The organism is Streptomyces sp. NPDC050508 (genome assembly GCF_040655155.1).
Classification (GTDB): Bacteria; Actinomycetota; Actinomycetes; order Streptomycetales; family Streptomycetaceae; genus Streptomyces.
This window is the reverse complement of the sequence record NZ_JBFAJJ010000006.1, coordinates 37,285-60,105: the sequence shown is the minus strand read 5'-3', so window position 1 is coordinate 60,105 and position 22,821 is coordinate 37,285. Positions and strand designations below refer to the sequence as shown.

At 71.5% G+C, this 22,821-nt stretch carries 18 protein-coding genes; 13 read left to right on the top strand and 5 right to left on the bottom strand.

Going from position 1 to position 22,821, the window contains the following annotated elements:
* Window positions 1-44: 44 nt before the first annotated feature.
* On the bottom strand, window positions 45-1,049 hold the full coding sequence (locus AB0I69_RS18550) for an Lrp/AsnC family transcriptional regulator (protein ID WP_363096708.1): 1,005 nt from the start codon (window positions 1,047-1,049) through the stop codon (window positions 45-47).
* Window positions 1,050-1,229: 180 nt separating this feature from the next.
* Between AB0I69_RS18550 and AB0I69_RS18545 the strand changes: the two genes are divergently transcribed.
* Genes AB0I69_RS18545 through AB0I69_RS18530 form a run of 4 tightly spaced genes read left to right on the top strand, consistent with a single transcriptional unit; the run spans window position 1,230 to window position 5,333 of the window.
* Entirely contained in the window at window positions 1,230-2,444 is a 1,215-nt protein-coding gene (locus AB0I69_RS18545) for a M20 family metallopeptidase (protein WP_363096707.1), read from the top strand.
* Entirely contained in the window at window positions 2,444-2,677 is a 234-nt protein-coding gene (locus AB0I69_RS18540; protein WP_363096706.1) for a hypothetical protein, read from the top strand. Before AB0I69_RS18545 ends, AB0I69_RS18540 begins: the two co-directional genes overlap by 1 nt.
* Window positions 2,674-4,122: a sodium:solute symporter family protein gene (locus AB0I69_RS18535; protein ID WP_363096705.1), complete on the top strand. Its 1,449-nt coding sequence runs from the start codon at window positions 2,674-2,676 to the stop codon at window positions 4,120-4,122. Before AB0I69_RS18540 ends, AB0I69_RS18535 begins: the two co-directional genes overlap by 4 nt.
* Window positions 4,119-5,333, top strand: coding sequence for an amidohydrolase family protein (locus AB0I69_RS18530; protein WP_363096704.1), 1,215 nt, complete (start codon window positions 4,119-4,121; stop codon window positions 5,331-5,333). The genes AB0I69_RS18535 and AB0I69_RS18530 overlap by 4 nt, the downstream gene beginning before the upstream one ends.
* 103 nt (window positions 5,334-5,436) lie before the next feature.
* On the opposite strand, the gene AB0I69_RS18525 is transcribed toward AB0I69_RS18530, so the two are convergent.
* The 3 genes from AB0I69_RS18525 to AB0I69_RS18515 are packed head-to-tail and all read right to left on the bottom strand — an operon-like array spanning window position 5,437 to window position 7,370.
* Entirely contained in the window at window positions 5,437-6,327 is an 891-nt protein-coding gene (locus AB0I69_RS18525; protein WP_363096703.1) for an aminoglycoside phosphotransferase family protein, read from the bottom strand.
* A 51-nt stretch (window positions 6,328-6,378) separates the two neighbouring features.
* Window positions 6,379-6,843: a ferritin-like domain-containing protein gene (locus AB0I69_RS18520; protein ID WP_363096702.1), complete on the bottom strand. Its 465-nt coding sequence runs from the start codon at window positions 6,841-6,843 to the stop codon at window positions 6,379-6,381.
* Entirely contained in the window at window positions 6,840-7,370 is a 531-nt protein-coding gene (locus tag AB0I69_RS18515; protein WP_363096701.1) for a hypothetical protein, read from the bottom strand. The genes AB0I69_RS18520 and AB0I69_RS18515 overlap by 4 nt, the downstream gene beginning before the upstream one ends.
* A 308-nt stretch (window positions 7,371-7,678) precedes the next feature.
* On the opposite strand from AB0I69_RS18515, the gene rimP reads away from it, so the two are divergent.
* The 9 genes from rimP (at window position 7,679) to AB0I69_RS18470 (ending at window position 19,611) form a co-directional block, all read left to right on the top strand.
* Window positions 7,679-8,203 (top strand): ribosome maturation factor RimP, encoded by a 525-nt coding sequence (rimP, locus tag AB0I69_RS18510; RefSeq protein WP_363096700.1) that lies wholly within the window; start codon window positions 7,679-7,681, stop codon window positions 8,201-8,203.
* A 2-nt stretch (window positions 8,204-8,205) separates the two neighbouring features.
* Window positions 8,206-9,216, top strand: a complete 1,011-nt coding sequence (gene nusA / locus AB0I69_RS18505) for a transcription termination factor NusA (protein ID WP_363096699.1) — start codon at window positions 8,206-8,208, stop codon at window positions 9,214-9,216.
* Window positions 9,217-9,306: 90 nt separating this feature from the next.
* On the top strand, window positions 9,307-9,585 hold the full coding sequence (locus AB0I69_RS18500; protein WP_363096698.1) for a YlxR family protein: 279 nt from the start codon (window positions 9,307-9,309) through the stop codon (window positions 9,583-9,585).
* 146 nt (window positions 9,586-9,731) lie between these two features.
* The gene (gene infB / locus AB0I69_RS18495; protein ID WP_363096697.1) at window positions 9,732-12,896 is read left to right on the top strand and encodes a translation initiation factor IF-2; all 3,165 of its coding nucleotides are present in this window, start codon (window positions 9,732-9,734) and stop codon (window positions 12,894-12,896) included.
* 136 nt (window positions 12,897-13,032) lie between these two features.
* Window positions 13,033-13,326: a DUF503 domain-containing protein gene (locus tag AB0I69_RS18490; RefSeq protein ID WP_019064765.1), complete on the top strand. Its 294-nt coding sequence runs from the start codon at window positions 13,033-13,035 to the stop codon at window positions 13,324-13,326.
* A 38-nt stretch (window positions 13,327-13,364) separates the two neighbouring features.
* Window positions 13,365-13,814, top strand: coding sequence for a 30S ribosome-binding factor RbfA (rbfA, locus tag AB0I69_RS18485; RefSeq protein WP_363096696.1), 450 nt, complete (start codon window positions 13,365-13,367; stop codon window positions 13,812-13,814).
* A complete protein-coding gene (truB, locus tag AB0I69_RS18480; protein ID WP_363096695.1) occupies window positions 13,811-14,716 on the top strand; it encodes a tRNA pseudouridine(55) synthase TruB in 906 nt (301 codons plus the stop codon). The genes rbfA and truB overlap by 4 nt, the downstream gene beginning before the upstream one ends.
* 268 nt (window positions 14,717-14,984) lie before the next feature.
* Window positions 14,985-18,503 (top strand): trypsin-like peptidase domain-containing protein, encoded by a 3,519-nt coding sequence (locus AB0I69_RS18475; RefSeq protein ID WP_363096694.1) that lies wholly within the window; start codon window positions 14,985-14,987, stop codon window positions 18,501-18,503.
* A 139-nt stretch (window positions 18,504-18,642) separates the two neighbouring features.
* Window positions 18,643-19,611 (top strand): bifunctional riboflavin kinase/FAD synthetase, encoded by a 969-nt coding sequence (locus AB0I69_RS18470; protein WP_363096693.1) that lies wholly within the window; start codon window positions 18,643-18,645, stop codon window positions 19,609-19,611.
* A gap of 88 nt (window positions 19,612-19,699) precedes the next feature.
* On the opposite strand, the gene AB0I69_RS18465 is transcribed toward AB0I69_RS18470, so the two are convergent.
* Window positions 19,700-22,534: an SCO5717 family growth-regulating ATPase gene (locus AB0I69_RS18465; protein WP_363096692.1), complete on the bottom strand. Its 2,835-nt coding sequence runs from the start codon at window positions 22,532-22,534 to the stop codon at window positions 19,700-19,702.
* Window positions 22,535-22,821: the final 287 nt, after the last annotated feature.

The following is a 22,821-nucleotide window of genomic DNA, read 5'->3' as shown; positions in this document are numbered from 1 at the left end:
GCCCCCACGCACCCGCACTCCGAACACAACGGACGGCCCCGAGCTCAACCGCCCCAAAAATCCATAGCCACCCGCCCCTCAATCCGCCCCCGCTCATCCAACAAACACCCACCCAACTTCACCGGCCGCAAAGTCACCGCCCGATCAACAATCTCCAACCGGGACAACTTCGCCACCATCTCGCTCTCCAACCCCACCGCATCCCCCGGAGACCGCAACCACACCCCGACCAGCAAATTCGCCGCTCCGCTGACCGCCGCACACATCCGCACCTCAGGAAACCGCCCGAGCGTCCGAGCCGCCCGCTCCAACTGATCCGGCGGCACCCGCAACCACAACAACATCGTCACCGGCGCAGGCGACAGAGACCGCGCGATCTCACACCGCAACCGAATCACCCCACCCGCAAGAGCCGCCCCCAAATGCCGCCGAACGGTACTCGCCCCAACCCCCAGCCGCGAAGCCAACTCCGCATGCGAGGCACGGGCGTTCTCCCCAAGGGCCAGCAGCAGATCCCGATCCAACTCCCCGAACCGAGGCGACATCCCCGGTGACGCCGACGGCTCCGCGGCCATCAACAACCCCCGCTGCTCACGCGAGATGGCCCGCACCTGCCACCGACTCCCCTCCGCATACATCCGCGGCGCCACCAACGTCCGCGTCCCCACCACCCCCCGCAGCCCCGAGACCCGTTCGACGACATACCGAGACACCCCCTCCAGGCTCGCCGCCACCAGATGCAGCACCAGATCGCAGGGCCCCGCCACATAGTCGACGGCAGTCAACTGCGCATCGCCGGCCACCGTCCGCGCCACCCGCATCGCCTCGCCCGGCGCACAGTCCACCTGCACGAACGCGAACGCCAGCCGTTCACCGACTGCCGCGCCCGGATAGGCAGTCAGCCACGCCTCCCGCCGCTCGACCAGCCGCTCCCAGTGCCGGGCGACCGTCACCGGCCCGACCCCCAGCGCTCTGCCGATCAGTGACCAGGGGGCGCGCGGCCGGAGCTGCAACGCGTTGACCAGGGCGAGGTCGGATTCGGACAGCATGGCGGATTCCTCGGATTGGCGGCCGTTGTACGGCGGATCTCTCCAAAATTCGCTGCAGTAATGCACCGCCCTCTCATCATTGCCGACCAGAAGCGCGGTCCGTACGGCGCCCGACGCACGAGCGCCCGTCCGGCTGGGCAGCGTCCTGGAGTTGCGGGAGTGACCTACGAGGGGAACGGGATGACTCTGAGAGACGACGCACACGAGCTCCAGGGCGAACTGGCCGTCCTGCGCCGGGCGTTGCACCAGGAACCGGAGATCGGCCTGCACCTGCCGCGTACGCAGGAGAAGGTGCTGGCCGCGCTGGACGGACTGCCGCTGGAGATCAGCACGGGCACGTCACTGTCCTCCGTGACGGCAGTCCTGCGCGGCGGAGGAACCGAGCCCGGCGGCCCCGTCGTACTGCTGCGCGGAGACATGGACGGTCTGCCGGTCACCGAGCGCACCGGCGCGGAGTTCACCTCCCGCATCGACGGCGCCATGCACGCCTGCGGCCACGACCTGCACACCGCCGGCCTCGTCGGCGCGGCCCGGCTGCTCGCCGACCGGCGCGAACTCCTCGCCGGGGACGTGGTGTTCATGTTCCAGCCGGGGGAGGAGGGCTGGGACGGCGCCGGGCACATGGTCGAAGAGGGCGTCCTGGCGGCGGCGGGCCGCCCGGTCGACGCCGCCTACGGGCTCCACGTCAGCTCGTCGTCGTACCCCACCGGCGTCTTCAGCTCCCGCCCCGGCACGCTCATGGCGGCCTCGGCGGGCCTGCACGTACGGGTCGTAGGAGCCGGCGGGCACGGCTCGCGGCCGCACGCCGCGCTGGACCCGATAGCGGTGGCCTGCGAGATGGTCACCGCGCTGCAGACGATGGTGACCAGGCGCTTCGACGTCTTCGACCCGGTCGTGGTCACTGTCGGCACCTTCCACGCCGGCACGCGGCGCAACATCATCCCGGACGACGCCGTCTTCGAGGCGACCGTACGCACCTTCACCCCGGCCGCCGCCGAACGCGCCGCCGAGATCGCCGTACGCCTCTGCGAGGACATCGCGGCGGCCCACGGCCTCACCGCCGAGGTCGACTTCGTCCCCGAGTACCCGGTCACGGTCAACCACGTCGCCGAGCACGACTTCCTCGCTGGCACCGTCCGCGAGGCCTTCGGCGAGGAGCGCTTCGCGCCGCTGGCCGACCCGATCACCGGCTCGGAGGACTTCTCCCGGGTCCTGGACCGGGTGCCGGGCGCCTTCGTCTTCCTCGGCGCCGACACCACCGGCCACCCGGAGACCGCGCCCGGCAACCACTCCCCGCTCGCCGCCTTCGACGACAGCGTTGTCTCCGACGGCTCCGCCCTGCTCGCCGAACTCGCCGTCCGCCGACTGGACCGTCTCTCCAAGGAGGCCGCGTAGTGCGCCCCTACCACCTGATCCCCGCCGTGCCCGCGCTCGCACTGGCCCTCATGCCGTTCCTGCCGTTCGTCAACACCGACGGGCTGTGGTTCGGCCTGCCCCGGATGCTCGTGTGGGGCGCGGCCTGGTGCGTGATGTGCACGCCCGCACTGCTGCTGACGGAGCGTCTGATGGCGCGCGAGACCACCGAGTTGACGGAGACCATCGCGATCGCCGAGGGAGTCGACCAGTGACGACCATCCTCATCATGACGTTCACCGGCATCGTGCTGATCGGCGTCCTCGGCTTCGCCGGCCGCCGCAAGCCCGCCGCCGACCTGTCCGAATGGGCCGTCGGCGGACGCAACTTCGGCGCGGTGAGCATGTGGTTCCTGCAGGCCGGCGAGGTGTTCACCACCTTCACCTTCCTCGGCATGGCAGGCCTCGCGTTCAGCGGCGGAGTAGCGGCCCTCTACGCCCTCCCGTACGTCCCCATCGGCTACATGGTGCTGTTCTTCCTCGCCAAGCGCCTCTGGTCCCTCGGCAAGGAGCGCGGCTACCTCACCCAGGGCGACTACCTGGAGGACCGCTACGACAGCAAACTCCTCGGCACGGTCGCGGCCGTCCTCGGCGTCGTCTTCGTACTCCCGTACCTCCAACTCCAGATCACCGGGCTGGGGCTGATCGTCCAGCTGGTCACCGGCAACTCGTCCTCCGGCACGCTCAGCATGATCATCGGCAGCGCGCTGGTCGTGGCCTTCGTCCTGTGGGCGGGGCTGCACGGCGTCGCGATGACGTCGTACTTCAAGGACGTCGTCATGCTGATCGTCCTGGGCGTGCTTCTCGTCGCCATCCCCTCCCACTTCGCGGGCGGAGTGAGCGCGATGTTCCACCGCATCGACAAGCTGCACCCCGAGATGCTGACGATCCACGCGGGCCCCGCCGACCAAGTCTGGTTCACCACAAGCATGTTGGTCAGCGCGATCGGCGTAGGCCTGATGTGCCTCCCGCACGCCTGGCCCGCCGTGATGTCCGCCCGCGACCCCAAGGTCCTGCGCCGCAACTACACCTGGATGCCCCTCTACGAACTCTGCCTCCTGATGCCGATCACCGTCGGCTTCGCCGCCATCCTCGTGCTCAAGCCGGGCAGTTCGGCGAACGGCATCCTGCTGACCCTGAGCAAGCAGGTCCTGCCCGCGTGGGCGACGGGCCTGGTGGTGATCGCGGCGATAGCGACGGCGATGGTCCCGGCGGCAGGCATCCTGATCGGCATCTCCTCACTGGTGGCCCGCAACATCGCCCGCGTACAGGGCGAACGCACCCAGTTCTGGATCAACCACGGCACGGTGGTGGCGGCTTGTGGTCTGTCACTGTTGTTGGCGATCTTCCGCCCGGATCTGCTGGCCAACCTGCTCCTGCTCACCTACAGCGGCACCGTCCAACTCGCCCCCGCCATCGCCCTGGGCTTCCTGGCCCGCCGCCCGGTGGGCAAGGTCCCGGTCCTGGCGGGCCTGTTCGTGGGCGAACTGGCCGTCATCTGGCTGACGTTCTGGAACAAGGACCTGGCGGGCCACGTCAACGTGGGCCTGATCGGCCTGGCCGCCAACCTGATCGTCCTGACCCTCGCGGCGCCCGCGGAACGCCTCCTGGCCCGCAGGACAACTCCCGAACCCGACAAGCAGGTTGCGATGACGGCATGAACAACTCCGCACTCCGTACGGTCTTCACGGGCGGCCTGGTCTTCGACGGCACCGGCGCGGACCCGGCCCCCGCAGATGTGGTCGTGTCCGAAGGCCGCATAGTCGACGTCGGAACGGGCCTGGACGGCGACACCCAAGTCGACTGCACAGGACGCACGTTGCTGCCGGGCCTGTTCGACTGCCACGTCCACCTCACACTCAACGGCATAGGCCTGCTGGGGGCGTTGCAGAAGCCGTTCTCGTACCAGTTCTACGAGGCGGCGGTGAACCTGCGCCGCACCCTCGCAGCGGGCATCACCACGGTCCGCGACGCGGCGGGCGCCGACCTGGGCGTCAAACAAGCAGTCGACGACGGCCTGTTGACGGGCCCCCGCGTCCAGATCTCCATCGGCCTGATCAGCCAGACCGGCGGCCACGGCGACAACTGGATGCCTTCGGGCCAGTGCGCCGGCCTGGCCGTACCGCACCCGGGCCGCCCACCCGCGATAGCCGACGGCCCGGACGAAATGCGTCGCACCGCCCGCACCCTGCTGCGCGCCGGAGCCGAGGTCCTCAAGGTGTGCACCACCGGCGGCGTCCTCTCCCCACGAGACGACCCCCGGCACAGCCAGTTCACCCCGGCGGAACTCGACATCCTCGTGGCCGAGGCGACAGCCCAGGGCCGCTACGTCATGGCTCACGCCCAGGGCGCCGAGGGCATCAAGAACGCGGTCCGCGCAGGCGTCCGCTCCATAGAACACGGCATCCACCTGGACGACGAGGCAATCGACCTCATGCTGCGACACGACACCTGGCTGGTCCCCACCCTGATCGCCCCCGTGGCCGTGATCCGAGCGGCCGAGGCCGGGGTCCAGATCCCCGACGCCATGGTCCGCAAGGCCAAGGAGGTAACCGAGGCCCACGCCGACTCGGTACGCCGAGCCGCAGAAGCAGGCGTCCGCATAGCCATGGGCACAGACAGCGGCATCGGCCCCCACGGCACCAACCTCGACGAACTCCCCCTGATGGAGGCGTGCGGCATGACCCCGGCCGAGGTGCTGGCGGCCACCACATCGTCGTCCGCGCGCCTACTGGGTTACGACGACCTGGGCACCGTAGAACCGGGCCACAGAGCAGACCTGGTCCTGGTGGAGGGCGACGCCTACGACCTGAAGGCGCTGCCCGGCAACATAGCGGAGGTATGGAAGGACGGAGTCCGAGCGACCCTATAAAGCAACGGTGCCAAGTGCCTTTAGGGGCGCGGGGCTGTATCGATTTGCGGCTCCGCCGCGTGGGCGCGCCCAGCCACAACGCACCCGCAGCCAAAGAACCGACCTAAAGCCACCCGGCAAATTCCAGCAACAACTCAGCATCCCGAGGCCGCCCCACGCGCAGTGCCCGCACTCCGGACTCCACCGCCCGGAACAACGTCCACCCCCGCAACCGCTCCTGATCCACATCCAAGGACTCAGCAAGTCGCTTAATTCGCCGCCGAGTTGTAGAAGCCCCCGACGGCGTGGCAATCAGATCCTCAACCCGATCCCGAACCAACCGAGCCAGATCAAACGCACACTCACCAACAACCGGATCCGGCCCTACGGCAAGCCACGGCACCCGATCCCCGGCCAACACCTTGCTCTGCCGAAACGTCCCGTGCAGCAACCGAACCTCAGGCGGCGCAGCCAACAACGACTCCCGAGCCTCCAACGCGGCCGAGACCAGCGAGGCGACCTCCGGTCCACTGCCGCGCATCACCCGCGCCTGCCGCCCCGTCCGCTCGGCCACGGTCTCAAACGCATGGTCACCGGGCGGCTCGACCCACAGCCGCCGCAAGGTGCCCGCCGCCTCCAGCAACGCCTTCGCCTCCGGCAGCGACCGCACCGACACGTCCGGATGCAACCGCTCCAGCACCAGCACACCCTCACCGGCCGACGCCTCGATCAGCGTTACGGCGCCCCGCCCGCCCCAGTGGGCGAGCGCGGCCCGCTCGCTCTCCGGGCGGGCCCGGTGCGGGGCCAGCTTCAGTACCGCCGGGGTCCCGTCGGGCCGCCGCACCAGCACGACCAGGCTGCTGCGCCCGCCCGGCACCTGCACCCGCTCCACAGTCAACTCGCGTAGATCAACGGCCTGTTGGGCCACCTCGGGCAGCTTTTCCAACCAGTCGTCACCGCTCGGTGCCGTCTCACCGAGCGCCCTCACCAGACGCTGCGGCGGTTCGAAAGCCATGCGCGAGTTGTTCCCTTCCTACGGTCCTGCCGTCCTGCGTCCCCGTGCGGATCACGCCGTGGGTGTCACCGAGGCCGTGGGTGTCGCGGCCCGCTCGGCGAGACCAGGGAAGGGTACGCTCCCGCCGCGCCAGCGCACCGCCCGGACCGCCGCTTCCCGCAGCGCCTCCGTGGCCGTACCACGCAGCCCGCCCGTCGACGCCCGCACCAGATCCGAGTAGACCCCGGCCACCCGCTCCTCCAGCTCCGCGGCGAGCCGTACGGCCGTAGCCGAGTCCGGCACCGGGAACGGCAGCGCGTACGCGGCGGACGCGGCCACCGGCTTGCCACCCAGGTCCCGTACCTCGTGCACCAGCGCGTCGCGCCGGGCGCGGTGGGCGTCGTAGGCCGCTTTGGCCTCTGTCCGCCGGCCCTCCCGGATGCGCCCGCCGACCACGCCGTAGCCGTACACCGCCGCGTGCTCGGCGGCCAGCGCCGCCTGCAGCGCGGTCAGTTCCGCGGCCTTCTCCTCGCTCACTTGGCACCCTCCGTCAGCAGATAAGCGTGCGCGGCCCCCGCGGCGGCCACCGAGGCCAGCAGTCGGGCCAGTTCACCGGGCAGATCGAGCAGCGCCTTGGCCCGCCGGTCGGCGAGGCTCCGCTCGGCCGCGGCCAGGTCGGACAGGGCGTCGTTCGCGTTCGCGGGTACGGCCGAAGCCGAAGCCGACGGCGAGGCGGTGGCCGTGGCGGACGGGGTGGCCGAAGGGGTGGAACCGTTGCCCCCGAAGGCCGTCACATGCCGTACGACGTCCGCGCGCAGCGGGCTCAGGCGCTCCGCCAGTGTCGGGTGGGCGGCGAGTGTCGCGTCGTAGCGCCGGAGCAGGTCCTCGCTGTCGGTGGCCGCACGCGCGCGTGCGCGTTCGGCGGCCGACTGGCTGCCGCCCGTGCTCTCGGAGTCGTCGCCGTCGGTGGAGCAGCCCACCAGCAGGGCGGCTCCGGCGGCCGAGGCGAGCAGGCTCCTTCTGCGCGGTCCCAGAAGGGTGCGCGAGGGCGGGGGGAACGGCACGGCAGATCGTCCTCAGGGGCTCGTACGAACGAAAAGGCGAGAAGGGCGGCGCGGCCCGTGATCACGGTACCCGCGCATCCCCCCAACTCATGTCACCGGCTCGTGGACCCACCCAAGGGGCGCGGGGAACGGCGCGATCAGCCCCCACCGACCCGCACCCGCCTGACCACCGCAACCACCCGAGCTCGAAGGCGCCCCGGTCCGCCGCCGGAGGCACACGTGGACGGCAACACACCCCAGGACCGGATACCCTTTGTGCAGACACGCGCCCTACCCACAACAGCACACGCGGCCGAGGAGTCACCCGGATGAGCACGACCCAGAGCGAGAGGCTGCGAGAACTGCTGGAACCGCTCGTCGGTGCCCAGGGACTCGATCTCGAAGAGGTCGAAGTGGACTCGGTCGGACGCAAGCGGGTGCTGCGCGTGGTCGTCGATTCCGACTCGGGTGCGGATCTGGACCAGATCGCCGATGTGAGCCGCGCGCTCTCGGCGAAGCTCGACGAGACCGACGCGATGGGCACGGGCGAGTACACCCTGGAAGTCGGGACCCCCGGCGCGGAGCGCGAGCTCACGGAGCACCGTCACTACGTACGCGCCACCGACCGCCTGGTGAAGTTCCAGCTGGCCGAGAGCGGTGAGCTGGTCGCCCGGATCATCGAGGTGGACGACGACGGCATCGACGTGGAGGTGCCCGGCGTGAAGGGGCGCAAGCCCACCGCCAAGCGGCTCGCCTTCGCGGATGTCGTCAAGGCCCGCGTGCAGGTCGAGTTCAACCGCAAGAGCAAGAACGACGACATCGAAGACAACGAAGAGAACGCAGAGGAGGCGTAGCCGTGGACATCGACATGAGTGCCCTGCGGGGCTTGGTACGGGAGAAGGAGATCTCCTTCAGCCTGTTGGTCGAGGCGATCGAGTCGGCCCTCCTCATCGCCTACCGCCGTACCGACGGGAGCCGCCACCACGCGCGCGTGGAGCTCAACCGGGAGACCGGCCACGTGACGGTGTGGGCGAAGGAGGACCCCGAGGACCTGGAGGAGGGGCAGGAGGCGCGCGAGTTCGACGACACCCCGTCCGACTTCGGCCGTATCGCCGCCACCACCGCCAAGCAGGTCATCCTGCAGCGGCTGCGCGACGCGGAGGACGACGCGACGCTCGGCGAGTACGCGGGCCGCGAGGGCGACATCGTCACCGGAGTGGTCCAGCAGGGCCGCGACCCGAAGAACGTGCTCGTCGACATCGGCAAGCTGGAGGCCATCCTGCCGGTGCAGGAGCAGGTCCCCGGCGAGACGTACCCGCACGGCCTGCGCCTTCGGTCGTACGTCGTCCGGGTGGCGAAGGGTGTGCGCGGCCCGTCCGTGACGCTCTCCCGTACGCATCCCAATCTGGTGAAGAAACTGTTCGCCATGGAGGTCCCGGAGATCGCCGACGGGTCGGTGGAGATCGCCGCCATCGCGCGTGAGGCCGGCCACCGTACGAAGATCGCCGTCCGCTCCACCCGCAGCGGTCTGAACGCCAAGGGCGCCTGCATCGGCCCCATGGGCGGCCGGGTGCGCGCGGTGATGGGCGAGCTGAACGGTGAGAAGATCGACATCGTCGACTGGTCGGACGACCCGGCCGACATGGTGGCCAACGCGCTGTCCCCGGCGCGGGTCTCCAAGGTCGAGGTGGTGGACCTCGCGGCCCGTTCCGCGCGCGTGACGGTGCCGGACTACCAGCTGTCCCTGGCGATCGGCAAGGAAGGGCAGAATGCCCGGCTTGCGGCCCGCCTGACGGGCTGGCGGATCGACATCCGTCCGGACACCGAACAGCCGTCCGAGCAGGGCTCCTCCGGGAGTGGGGAATAGTTCTGAGCCGCAGGTGGCTCAGATCACGACAACAACCGTTCGATTTTTCCCCCACAGGGGTGAGGTCGGTGCGGGGAGGTAGACTTAGCAGTGTCTGGCCGGACGCGAGCCCGCGCATGCCCTGAGCGCACCTGTGTGGGGTGCCGGGAGCGAGCGGCCAAGAGCGAACTGCTGCGGATCGTGGCGGTCGAGGGCGAATGCGTCCCCGATCATCGCGGTACGCTGCCCGGCCGGGGTGCGTATCTGCATCCCGCCCTGGTCTGTCTGGACCTGGCGGTACGCCGCCGGGCGTTCCCACGGGCGCTGCGTGCCCAGGGAGCGCTCGACACAAAGGCGTTGCGCCTCTACGTCGAGCAGGCAACACCGTAAGAGCGAGTCGTACGGAACCTCCGTGCGGCCCGGTATTCCGCGAGTTGGAAGTAGGTCGAGATTGCGATGAGCACTCGATGAGCACGCGATGAGTACGCCCATGAAGTAGCGACGGTCCGGACGCACCCGGACCTAAAAGGAGCGAAGTGGCTAAGGTCCGGGTATACGAACTCGCCAAGGAGTTCGGGGTGGAGAGCAAGGTCGTCATGGCCAAGCTCCAAGAACTCGGTGAATTCGTCCGTTCGGCGTCCTCGACGATCGAGGCGCCCGTTGTACGCAAGCTGACAGACGCCCTCCAGCAGGGCAGCGGAGGCGGTAAGCCCGCCCCCGCACGCAAGGCTGCCCCGGCTCGTCCGGGTGCCCCCTCTCCGGCGCAGGGTGCCCGTCCGGGTCCTGCCGCCCCGCGCCCGCCGGCCCCGAAGCCGGCCGTCGCCGAGAGCGCCGCCGCGGCTCCCGCAGCCCCGGCCGCGCCCGCCGCACCGGCCTCCGCCGGTGGTCCCCGTCCGGGCCCGCGGCCCGCGCCGCGTCCGGCCTCGCCGGCGCCGACCACTCCCGAGTTCACCGCGCCTCCGGCGGCTCCGGCCGCCCCTGCCTCCACCGGCGGCGCCGGTTCCGCCGCCCGTCCGGGCGCCCCGCGTCCGGCGAGCCAGGCTCCCCGTCCGGGCGGTGCCCGTCCGGCCGGTCCCGGCCAGGGTGGTCAGGGTCGTGGCGACCGTCCCGAGCGCAGTGACCGTCCCGGCGCTCCGCGTCCGAGCGGCCAGGGCGCGCGTCCCGGTGCTCGTCCGGCCGGTCCCCGTCCGGGCAACAACCCGTTCACCTCCGGTGGCTCCACCGGCATGGCGCGCCCTTCGGCGCCCCGTCCCGGTGGTGCCCCGCGTCCCGGCGGCTCCGACCGTCCGGGTGCTCCCGGTGGCGCTCCGCGTCCGCAGGGTGCCGGTCAGGGCGGTCCCCGTCCCCAGGGCGCTGCGGGTGGTGCCCGTCCGGGTGCTCCCGGTGGCGCGCGTCCGACCCCGGGCGGCATGCCCCGCCCGCAGGGCGGCGCTCCGCGTCCCGGCGGCGGCCCCGGTGGCAACCGTCCGAACCCCGGCATGATGCCGCAGCGTCCCGCTGCGGGTAGCCCCCGTCCCGGTGGCGGTCCTGGTGGCCGTGGTCCCGGTGGTGGCGGCGGTCGTCCCGGTGGTCCGGGTGGCGGCGCTGGTCGTCCCGGTGGTGGCGGCGGCTTCGCCGGTCGTCCCGGTGGCGGCGGTGGCGGCTTCGCCGGTCGTCCCGCGGGTCCCGGTGGCGGTGGCGGCGGTTTCGCCGGCCGTCCGGGTGCTCCCGCCGGTGGTGGCGGTGGCCGTCCCGGCTTCGGTGGTCGTCCCGGTGGTCCGGGTGGCCGTGGTGGCACACAGGGCGCCTTCGGTCGTCCCGGTGGTCCCGCGCGTCGTGGTCGCAAGTCGAAGCGGCAGAGGCGCCAGGAGTACGAGGCCATGCAGGCCCCGTCGGTCGGCGGTGTGATGCTGCCTCGTGGCAACGGACAGTCCGTCCGTCTGTCGCGCGGTGCGTCCCTCACCGACTTCGCCGAGAAGATCAACGCCAACCCGGCGTCGCTCGTCGGCGTGATGATGAACCTCGGCGAGATGGTCACTGCCACGCAGTCCGTCTCCGACGAGACGCTGAAGCTCCTCGCGGACGAGATGAACTTCGTCCTGGAGATCGTCAGCCCGGAGGAGGAGGACCGCGAGCTCCTGGAGTCCTTCGACATCGAGTTCGGCGAGGACGAGGGTGGCGAGGAGTTCCTCGTCGCGCGTCCGCCGGTCGTGACCGTCATGGGTCACGTCGACCACGGTAAGACCCGACTGCTGGACACCATCCGCAAGACGAACGTCGTCGCGGGCGAGGCCGGCGGTATCACGCAGCACATCGGTGCGTACCAGGTCGCGACCGAGGTCAACGGCGAAGAGCGTCGCATCACCTTCATCGACACCCCGGGTCACGAGGCGTTCACCGCCATGCGTGCCCGTGGTGCCAAGTCGACCGACATCGCGATCCTCGTGGTGGCGGCCAACGACGGTGTGATGCCCCAGACGATCGAGGCGTTGAACCACGCCAAGGCGGCCGACGTGCCGATCGTGGTCGCGGTCAACAAGATCGACGTCGAGGGCGCCGACCCGACCAAGGTGCGCGGTCAGCTCACCGAGTTCGGTCTGGTGGCCGAGGAGTACGGCGGCGACACGATGTTCGTCGACATCTCCGCCAAGCAGGGCCTCAACATCGAGAGCCTGCTGGAGGCCGTGGTCCTCACCGCGGACGCCTCGCTCGACCTGCGGGCCAACCCGGAGCAGGACGCGCAGGGCATCGCGATCGAGTCCCACCTGGACCGTGGCCGCGGCGCCGTCGCGACCGTCCTGGTCCAGCGCGGCACCCTGCGGGTCGGCGACACCATGGTGGTCGGCGACGCCTACGGCCGTGTCCGCGCGATGCTCGACGACAAGGGCGACAACGTGGAAGAGGCGGGTCCCTCGACCCCGGTCCTCGTCCTCGGTCTGACCAACGTCCCGGGCGCCGGCGACAACTTCCTGGTTGTCGACGAGGACCGCACGGCACGTCAGATCGCCGAGAAGCGCGCGGCGCGCGAGCGCAACGCCAACTTCGCCCGGCGTGGAGTCCGGTTCTCCCTGGAGAACCTGGACGAGGCCCTCAAGGCCGGTCTGGTGCAGGAACTCAACCTCATCATCAAGGGCGACGCGTCCGGTTCGGTGGAGGCCCTTGAGTCCTCGCTGCTCCAGCTCGACGTCGGCGAAGAGGTCGACATCCGCGTCCTGCACCGCGGCGTGGGTGCGGTCACCGAGTCGGACATCGACCTGGCGACCGGCTCCGACGCGATCGTCATCGGCTTCAACGTCCGCGCTGCGGGCCGCGCGGCGCAGATGGCGGAGCGCGAGGGCGTCGACGTCCGGTACTACTCGGTGATCTACCAGGCCATCGAGGAGATCGAGGCGGCCCTGAAGGGCATGCTCAAGCCGGAGTACGAGGAGGTCGAGCTCGGCACGGCGGAGATCCGCGAGGTCTTCAAGTCGTCCAAGCTGGGCAACATCGCCGGTGTCCTGGTCCGCTCCGGAGAGGTCAAGCGCAACACCAAGGCGCGCCTCGTCCGCGACGGCAAGGTCATCGCGGAGAGCCTCAACATCTCCGGTCTGCGTCGCTTCAAGGACGACGTCACCGAGATCCGCGAAGGGTTCGAGGGCGGTATCAACCTCGGCAACTTCAACGACATCAAGGTCGACGACGTCATCGCGACGTACGAGATGCGCGAGAAGCCTCGCGGCTGATCGACACAGCACGCGATCGGGGCCGGTCGGCGGAGAGAATTTCCGTCGATCGGCCCCGGCCGTTGCGTGTACGGTTCCTGTATCGGCGTCCAAGACCGGCGCCCATACCCCGAACCGGCGGGACATCCGGACACACATGTATGTGGGGACTCTGTCCTTCGACCTGCTCCTCGGCGACGTCCACTCGCTGAAGGAGAAACGCTCACTCGTCCGTCCGATCGTGGCCGAACTCCAGCGCAAGTACGCGGTGAGCGCGGCCGAGACGGGCAGTCAGGACCTCCATCGCAGGGCCGAGATCGGGCTCGCGGTGGTCTCCGGGGACACGGGACACCTCACCGACGTACTGGACCGCTGCGAGCGACTCGTCGCCGCGCGGCCCGAGGTGGAACTGCTCTCCGTTCGACGCAGGCTCCACAGCGACGAAGACTGAAGCAAGCAGCAAGAAGTAGTTACTAAGGAGACGGACCAGTGGCCGACAACGCGCGTGCCAAGAGGCTGGCGGACCTCATCCGAGAGGTGGTGGCCCAGAAGCTGCAGCGCGGCATCAAGGACCCGCGGCTCGGCACCCACGTCACCATCACGGACACCCGCGTCACGGGTGACCTCCGGGAGGCGACCGTCTTCTACACGGTCTACGGCGACGACGAGGCGCGAGCCGAGGCGGCGGCCGGTCTGGAGAGCGCCAGGGGCGTCCTCCGCTCCGCCGTGGGCGCCGCGGCCGGTGTGAAGTTCACGCCGACCCTGACCTTCGTCGCGGACGCCCTCCCGGACAACGCCAAGACCATCGAGGACCTCCTCGACAAGGCCCGGCAGTCCGACGAGAAGGTGCGCGAGGTCTCGGCCGGCGCCGCCTACGCGGGCGACGCGGACCCGTACAAGAAGCCCGGCGAGGACGACGAGGACGACGCCTCCGAATGACCGAGAAAACCCAGACGCCCGACGGCCTTGTCATCGTCGACAAGCCGTCGGGCTTCACCTCGCACGACGTGGTCGCCAAGATGCGCGGCATCGCCCGCACCCGCCGCGTCGGGCACGCAGGCACCCTCGACCCCATGGCGACGGGCGTACTCGTCCTCGGTGTTGAGAAAGCGACAAAGCTCCTGGGGCATCTCGCCCTCACCGAGAAGGAGTACCTGGGCACGATCCGCCTGGGCCAGAGCACCCTGACCGACGACGCCGAGGGCGAGATCACGGGGTCGGCCGACGCCTCGAAGGTCACCCGGGAAGCCGTCGACGCCGGGATCGCCAAGCTCAGCGGCGCGATCATGCAGGTACCGTCCAAGGTCAGCGCCATCAAGATCAACGGCGTGCGCTCCTACAAACGGGCCCGCGACGGCGAGGACTTCGAGATCCCCGCCCGCCCCGTCACCATCTCCTCCTTCGCGGTCTACGACGTCCGGGACGCCGTCGCCGAGGACGGCACCCCCGTCCTGGACCTGGTGGTCTCGGTGGTCTGCTCGTCCGGCACCTACATCCGGGCCCTGGCCCGCGACCTGGGCGCCGACCTCGGCGTAGGAGGTCACCTGACCGCGCTGCGCCGCACCCGCGTCGGCCCGTACAAGCTGGACGCGGCGAAGACCCTGGACCAGCTCCAGGAGGAGCTGACCGTGATGCCGATCGCCGAGGCCGCCGAGGCCGCGTTCCCGCGCTGGTCCGTGGACAGCAGGCGGGCGAAGCTGCTGCTCAACGGTGTCCGGCTGGAGATTCCCGAGGAGTACACGGGAGTCGGCGCGGTCGGCGTCTTCGACCCCGAGGGCCGCTTCCTGGCACTCGTGGAGGAACAGAAGGGCAAGGCCAAGAGCCTCGCGGTCTTCGCCTGACCGAGTTCCGGGAGACGACCCGGGGGGATCAAGTCCCGCCCGTGGAGCGGCGGTCACGGGGTCCACATTCCCGCCGCTCCACGGTCCCCCCTCGGTTCCCCCACCCCTAGGGTGTATCCAACCCTCGGCGTCTATTCACCCGTCCGGGCAGGCGCTCGGAGTGAACCGAGGGAGCGGAAGGGGGCGCGTTCATCACGCGATCTGTCCCGCTGATCACGCCCCGCCTACCGTCGAACACAGGACATGTGTACGGCGGGGAGGTTCGACCATGGTGGGACGGGGCCCGCGGACGGACGGCGGCCGTCACACGCAGGAAGAGCGCGCCACCGAGGCCGCCGCGCCCGCGCCGGGCGACGAGGCGCTGGTGCGCATCCGCGACCTGGCCGGGCGCCCGCGCGGCACCGGATTCGTCGCCGACCACCACGGCACGGTGATCACCAGCCACGAGGCCGTCGACGGACTGCCCCGGCTCGTGCTGCACGCCGCCGGCGACCGCACCTGCCTCGTGACCGCCGACGCGGTGACCCCACTGCCCGCCCTGGACCTGGCCCTCGTCCGCACCGAGGGCCTCGGCGTCGACCCGCTCCCCGTCACCGTCCGGGACCGGATCGGGACCGGCACGTACGTGCGGATCGCCGCGGGCTGCTGGCGGGAGGCCCGGGTCCTGGGCGCGACCTCCGTGACGTACACGGCCACCGACCGCTTCCATCTCCTCGACGACGCACTGGAGTTGGCGATCGGCACGGCCGGGCGGGACGCGCTGCGGCTCGGCGGCGGGGCGGCCGGGGGACCGGTCCTCGACGCGGCGACCGGCGCGGTGGTCGGCGTCCTCGGCACCGCGCTGCAGTCCGGACAACGGGACACGGGGTTCGCGGTTCCCCTCCGGCCGCACGGGGAGGGGCCGTTGGGTGAACTCCTCGCACGCAACACGGTGACCGTGCCCGCGTACGGCGCCGACCTCAATCTGGGCGGAGTGCTGGAGCTGACGGCCACCTCGGTGGGGTCGGACGGCCCGCCGGGCGCGCTCGCGGGATTCGTCGGTCCCGGTCGTGGCCCCGACGGCTCCCGCGTGCTGGAACCCGTCGAACGGCCCTCGGTGGCACGGGAGTTCGCCGCGTTCGTCGAGGGCCCGGCCGCCGTACTCGGCCTCGTGGGCACCCCGGGCAGCGGCCGTACGACAGAACTCGCGGCGCTCGCCGCCCGGCGCAACGGAGGTGCGCAGCCGGCTCCCACGCTGTGGCTGCGCGGCGCCGATCTGCGGGACGGCGACGCATCGGTGGCGGACGCGGTGCGCAGGACGGTGGAGCGGGCGGCACGCATCCTGGCCGCGTCCGTCGCCCGGCCCGGCGGCCTCGGCGACGTCGGCCCCGAGCGACTGGCACGCGTCGCCCGCGACGCCGGACGGCCCTTGCTGCTGCTTCTCGACGGGCCCGAGGAGATGCCGCCGGTACTCGCGCACCGGCTGGCCGAGTGGACCGCGGGGACGGGGGAGTGGCTGCGGGAGAGCGGGGCGCGGTTGGTGGTGGGGTGTCGGGCGGAGTACTGGGAAGGGGCGGGGTTTCCAAGGGAGTTGCTGTACGGCGGATCGACTTCCGGGGCGCCCGGACCTGATGACGCCGGTCCGCATTCTTCAACCCGTCCGGCACTCCCGGTCTGCGTCCACCTCGGCGACCTGCGGCCGGACGAAGCCCGCCGAGCCCGCGCAGCCTACGGCGTCCCGGAGGACGCCCTCGCGGCAGCCGACGCCCGTCACCCCCTCGCCCTCAGGCTCCTCTCCGAGGTACTTGCCGCGCTGCCCGCGGCACCCGGCACCCGGCTCGACCGGAACGACGTGTTCTCGGCCTACCTCGACCTCATGTGCCTGCGCGTCGCCGTCCGTCTCGCCGCCGAGAACGGCCTGCGCGGAACTGCCGTACGGCGGCTCGCCGCCAAGGTGTCCGGGCAGGTGCACGAGGCCGCGAGGCGCAGTCTCGGGCCGGGGCAGGGGGAGTTGGACCGGGAGGCGTTCGAGGCCGTGTTCCCGTGGGGCCCCGCACCGGCGCGGCTCGGCGGCGGTACCGGCTGGGCGTCCGCCGTCCTCACCGAGGGGCTCCTCGTGCCGGCCGGCACCGGATACCGCTTCGCCCACGAGGAGTTGGCCGACTGGATCCAGGGCATGCACCTCGACCTCGACGGGGCCCTGCACGCCCTGGTCCACCGCCCCCGCGCCCCACGGGCCGGACACCCGCTGCCCGTTCCACGTCACCGCATCGGCCCCGTCGTACAGGCCCTGCTGCTCCTCGCCCGCGAGCACAGCTCCCGCCAACTGGCCGGGCGGCTGGAGGAGTTGGTCGGCGCGCTGGAGGCCGACCCGCAGTCCTGGTGGGCCGCGCGGCTGCTCGCCGAGGTGCTGCTGCGGGTGCCGGACGCGACGCCGTACCGCGGGGCGCTGCGGCAGTTGGCCGACCTGCTGGTGGCCCGACGGCAGCAACAGGAGGTCGTACCAAGGGAGTTCGCACCGGACTTCTGGACCGCGCTGGCCGTGCCGGAGGCCGAGCGGTTCGAGCTGTTGCGCCGGCTCGTGCTCGCCGACGGTGCCCCGCAGGACAGCGGGCCCCGATTCCTGGACACCGCCGCCGAGTTGCTCACCGCCGACCCCGCCGCCGTACAGCCGCTGCTCACCCGCTGGTTCGACGACGAGCGGCCCTTGCCCGCGACCCCGCACGCGACCGTGGCGACGGCCGCGCAGGCGCTGTTGCACACGCATCGGCGGCGGGCGCTGGACGATCTGACGGAGGTGCTCGTCGGCTGTGCGCACGGGCGGGCCGACGAACTCCTCGCCGTACTGGCCGAGGAGGAGCCGTCGGCCGTGTGCCGGGCCGTGGACCGGTGGGCGCACGACGAGCGGCCGGCCCGACGGGTGGCGGCGGTGGCGTACGGACTGCGGGCCGCACCGCACCTACGCTCCGAGGCCGACCGTGAACTCCTGCGCTACGCCGCCCAGTTCCTCCTCGCCCGCCCTGCCGACCGCTCCCTGCACGGCGGCGCGCTCGCCCTCCTCGTCCGCGATCCGCATACCCGCGCTCGCCATCTCCCGCAGGCGCTGCGGTACTTCGCGTCCGGAGACCCGCAGTTCCCGCCGAGCGCGCTGGCCGCCGCCCTGACCACCGACCCCGAACCGGTCCTGGAGGCCTTCCGCGCCCGCCTGCACGGACCGCACGCGAGCGAGGCGGTGCGGACTCTCGCCGACGTCACGGACCCGGCCCTCGTGCGCCGGGCCACCGCCCTGGTCCGCGAGACCGTCGTACGGTGGCCGGAGACGGCCGCGCACCTCGGGGTCTATGTCGACCGGTGCCTCGACCACGGCCCCACCGCCCGTGCCGTCCTCCTCCCGCTGGTCACCGGTCTCCTGGACGGCGGCCCGGAACCGGTGCGGACGGTCCTCGCGGCCGTACTGGCCGCCCCGGGCACCCCCGCCTCCCGCCCCCTGCGCCGCGAACTCCTGGAGTTCCTGCTCGCGCACGAGCACGCCCCCGCCGTACTGGACGCACTGCTGCACGCGGCGGCCCGGCGCGACGACGACGAGATCCGCGGCCTCGTCCACCGCACCGGCCTGCTGCTCGTCCGCACCCCCGCCGGCGCGACCCGTTTCGACCGCGGGCTCGTCGACCTCGGCCGCCATGTGCCCGGCTTCGCCGCCCTGATGGCCCGCTGGCTGGCCGACACCCCGCAGGACTGGGCCGCGGTCGTCGGACCCAGCACACGCCGCATGATCGAGAACCTGGCCGGGGTGGGGGTTCCCGCGTAGCGGCTTCGGTACGTGCGCCCGGTCACAGCATCCATGCCGATGCGGGCCCGACGCGCCCGGCATGGCACCCTTAGACCTGCGCAAGAGGTCAACAACACAGGTCTACACACGGACACGGGTTCGACGAGGAGCGGTCACAGTGCAGCGCTGGCGTGGCTTGGAGGACATCCCCGAGGACTGGGGGCGCAGCGTCGTCACCATCGGTTCCTACGACGGGGTCCACCGCGGGCACCAGCTGATCATCCGGCATGCCGTGGAACGCGCCCGTGAGCTGGGCGTTCCCTCCGTCGTCGTCACCTTCGACCCGCACCCCAGCGAGGTCGTGCGCCCGGGCAGCCACCCCCCGCTGCTGGCCCCGCACCACCGCCGTGCCGAGTTGATGGCCGAGCTGGGTGTGGACGCGGCGCTGATCCTTCCGTTCACGAAGGAGTTCTCGAAGCTGTCCCCGGCCGACTTCGTGGTCAAGGTCCTGGTGGACAAGCTGCACGCGAAAGCGGTCGTCGAGGGCCCCAACTTCCGCTTCGGCCACAAGGCCGCGGGCAATGTGGCCTTCCTGATCGAGCAGGGCAGGACATACGACTTCGAGGTAGAGGTGGTGGATCTTTACGTGAGCGGTGCGGCGGGCGGCGGCGAGCCCTTCTCCTCCACACTGACCAGGCGCCTGGTCGCCGAGGGCGACGTCGAGGGCGCCCGCGAGATCCTCGGCCGCCCGCACCGGGTGGAGGGGATCGTGGTGCGCGGCGCCCAGCGCGGTCGCGAAATGGGCTTCCCGACGGCGAACGTCGAGACCCTGCCCCACACGGCGATCCCCGCGGACGGCGTCTACGCCGGTTACCTCCACGTCGAGGGAGAGGCCATGCCGGCCGCGATCTCCGTCGGCACGAACCCGCAGTTCGACGGCACCGAGCGCACGGTGGAGGCCTACGCCATCGACCGCGTCGGCCTCGACCTGTACGGCCTGCACGTCGCCGTCGACTTCCTCGCCTTCGTGCGCGGCCAGGCGAAGTTCGAGTCGCTGGAGGCGCTGCTGGAGCAGATCGCGGAGGACGTGAAGCGGTGCCGCGAGCTGATCTCGGCAGACGCCGGGGACACCGGCAACGCCGGATAGCGATTCTCGTTTCTACGACGCCGAAGGGCGGCCGGTGCCTGTGGGCACCGGCCGCCCTTCGTGTTTGTCTGCCTGCGGCTGACTACTCCTACTGCTGCGGGGGTGCGGGCGGCGGCGGGGGCGGAGTCTGGCCGGGCTGGGCGTGGCCGGGGTGCTGCGGGTACGACGGGGCCTGCTGCCCCGGGTGCTGGGGGTAGGGCGGCGCGGGCTGCTGCGCCGGGGGCTGACCCTGCTGGGGGTAGGGCTGCTGGCCGTACGGCTGCCCGGGATGGGGTTGCTGCGGGTACTGGCCGGGCTGCCCTGGGTACGGCTGCGGTGCCGGGTAGCCCTGCTGGCCGGGCATCGGCGGGGCCAGTACGGGGGGCGGGTTGCCGTCGCTCGTCCACAGGCCGTGCATCTGCTGGTGGCGGACGAAGTCCTCGGCGACCAGTGCCGCCAGGTTGAAGTACGACTCCCGCACCTTCGGGCGCATCATGTCGAGGTCGACCTCGGCGCCGGCGGCGAGATGCTCGTCGAACGGCACGACCACGACACCCCGGCAGCGCGTCTCGAAGTGGCTGACGATGTCCTCCACCTTGATCGTCTTGCCGGTCTCGCGGACACCGGAGATGACGGTGAGCGAGCGCGAGACGAGGTCGGCGTACCCGTGTGCCGACAGCCAGTCCAGTGTCGTACTCGCACTGCTCGCACCGTCCACGGACGGCGTCGAGATGATGATGAGCTGGTCGGCGAGGTCGAGCACACCGCGCATGGCGCTGTAGAGCAGACCGGTACCGGAGTCGGTGAGGATGATCGGGTACTGCTTGCCGAGGACGTCGAGCGCGCGCCGGTAGTCCTCGTCGTTGAAGGTGGTCGAGACGGCCGGGTCGACGTCGTTGGCGATGATCTCCAGACCGGAGGCCGCCTGGGACGTGAACCGGCGGATGTCCATGTACGAGTTGAGGTACGGGATCGCCTGGACCAGGTCGCGGATGGTGGCGCCGGTCTCGCGGCGGACCCGGCGGCCGAGGGTGCCGGCGTCCGGGTTGGCGTCGATCGCGAGGATCTTGTCCTGGCGCTCCGTGGCGAGGGTGGAGCCGAGCGCGGTGGTGGTCGTGGTCTTGCCGACACCGCCCTTGAGACTGATGACCGCGATCCGGTAGCACGACAGCACCGGCGTCCGGATCAGCTCCAACTTCCGCTGCCGCTCGGCCTCTTCCTTCTTGCCGCCGAGCTTGAAGCGCGAGGGCGCGACACCGGGACGACCGCTCTTCGCCTTCTGCTTCTTGTTGCTGAGCAGCCGGTCGGACGACAGCTCCACGGCCGCGGTGTAACCCAGCGGCGCGGCACCGGGGTTGGTCGGCTGCCGCTGGTCGTGCTGTATGGGCTGCGGCCAGGCGGCACCGGTGCGGGGGTCGACCGGGGGGTGCGTGGGCTGGGGCTGAGCCTGTGACTGGGGCGATTGCGGCGGCTGCGTCCCGTCGGGCTGGGCCTGCGGGGGCAGATCCGGGCGGGCTTGCTGCGGGGGTGCGGGCGGGAAGCCGTAACCGCCTGGCTGGGCGGGGGGCGCGGTGGTGGGCCCGCCTTGCGGGGTGCCCGGCTGGCCCTGTGGTGCGGGGTGCGGTGGGAAGCCGTAGCCGCCCTGTTGGCCTTGTGGCGGGTACGGCTGGGCCTGCGGTGTGGCCGGCTGGCCTTGCTGTGCGGGTGCCGGGGGGAAGCCGTAGCCGCCCTGTTGGTTCGGCGCGGGGGCCGAGGCCGGAGGTGCGGGCGGCGGGAAGGCGTAACCGGATTGGCTAGCCCAGGGCGCGGGCGGCGGGCCCTGCGGGGTCGGGGCGGCCGGTGTGGGCGGGGCGTCCCAGGCGGCCGGTGCGGGCTGCGGTGCCTGTGGCTGCTGGAACGGGGGCTGCTGCTGGGGCGGCAACGGCGGCTGGGCCGGGGCCGCGACGGGCTGCTGCGGCACGGGATCCGCTGCCGGGGTCTGCTGGGCCTGAGCCTGCGGTTGGGGCTGGGGCTGGGGCTGTGCGGGCCACTGGTCGGCCGGGGCCGGGGCGGCGGGCTGGTAGGAGGGCGGCAGGGGTGGGACCCCGCTCTGCGGAGCCGGCGGGGGAGTCCACGCGGGCGGAGGAGCGTCCTGTCCGTCACCGGCGGCACCCGTGGAACCCGTGGCCGGGTCGGCGTCCAGGTCCTCCAGTTCCTGCGGAGCGTCGCCCTCGGACGTGGGCGTCGTACCGTCGACGCTGCTCGACTCGTCTTCCGCGTCGGAGACCGAGTCGGAGGCGGGGTCTGCGTCGGGGGCTGTGTCAGGGGTTGCCGCGGACGCGGAGGCGTCGTCGGTGCTCTCGTCGTCGGCGGAGTCCGTGTCGGCCCCGTCCTGAGCAGTCACCTCGGCGTCGTCGGTGCCGTCCGTGTCACCGTCCTCCGGTGCTTCGCCGTCGGCCGGAAGCACCTCGTCGGGTACCTCAGCCTCGAACTCCCGCTCCCCGGCGTCGGATTCCGCGTCGCCGGCATCCGCACTCTCCGCGGAACCTTCGGCCGGAGCTGCGGCGGGCTCGGTGGGCTGTCGCTCCGCGATCTCCCGCTTCAGCGCGGCGGAGGAGATCCGCATCGTCGCGCCGCTCACGAGGTCGCCCGTCTCGGCGTCCTCCTCGTCGGGAACGGCGGCCGTGGGTGCCCAGCCGGGCTGGAAACCGGCGTTGGCCGGCGGCCCCGGAACCGGCGTCGGAGGTCCGACCGGGGGCGGCGGAGGCGGGGTGGCCGTACCGCTCACCGGAGTCGGCGGCTGTGCGGCCTGCCCGGGCGCGCCCGGCGAGTTCTGCGTGTACCAGGCCGGCGGGGCGTAGTCGATCGTGAACTCGCCCGTCATCTCGATGGCGGACTCGTCATCGGGCTGGTCATCGCCGGGCGTGGCCCAGCCCCCGCGGATCCCGTCCCGATCGCTGCTCACAATTCCTCCTGATGTGGTCGAGCACCCTCATACCGTGCCGGGGCGACCGTGCGTGACATCCGATGCGCAGGGTTGTCCCCCTGGAGCCCCTGGCCCTGGGCGACGCACCACCCGCTCGCGGATACTCGTGACGTGCCCAGTCCCAGCCTAATCACCAAAACCGTGGACTCGGCAGGCCCGCCCACCCCTTCGTGCACGCGCGCGTGACCGAGACCGGCGATAGTGGATCAAATCACCCTGGAAATCGACCAAATGGGACAGCTGGGGCAGTTCAATCCGCCCGGTCG

Excerpts from the sequence above, each read along its gene's own strand:
- AB0I69_RS18550 (WP_363096708.1), bottom strand. The coding sequence starts at position 1,049 with ATGCTGTCCGAATCCGACCTCGCCCTGGTCAACGCGTTGCAGCTCCGG.
- AB0I69_RS18545 (WP_363096707.1), top strand. The coding sequence starts at position 1,230 with ATGACTCTGAGAGACGACGCACACGAGCTCCAGGGCGAACTGGCCGTC.
- AB0I69_RS18530 (WP_363096704.1), top strand. The coding sequence starts at position 4,119 with ATGAACAACTCCGCACTCCGTACGGTCTTCACGGGCGGCCTGGTCTTC.
- AB0I69_RS18525 (WP_363096703.1), bottom strand. The coding sequence starts at position 6,327 with ATGGCTTTCGAACCGCCGCAGCGTCTGGTGAGGGCGCTCGGTGAGACG.
- rimP (WP_363096700.1), top strand. The coding sequence starts at position 7,679 with ATGAGCACGACCCAGAGCGAGAGGCTGCGAGAACTGCTGGAACCGCTC.
- AB0I69_RS18490 (WP_019064765.1), top strand. The coding sequence starts at position 13,033 with ATGTATGTGGGGACTCTGTCCTTCGACCTGCTCCTCGGCGACGTCCAC.
- truB (WP_363096695.1), top strand. The coding sequence starts at position 13,811 with ATGACCGAGAAAACCCAGACGCCCGACGGCCTTGTCATCGTCGACAAG.
- AB0I69_RS18475 (WP_363096694.1), top strand. The coding sequence starts at position 14,985 with ATGGTGGGACGGGGCCCGCGGACGGACGGCGGCCGTCACACGCAGGAA.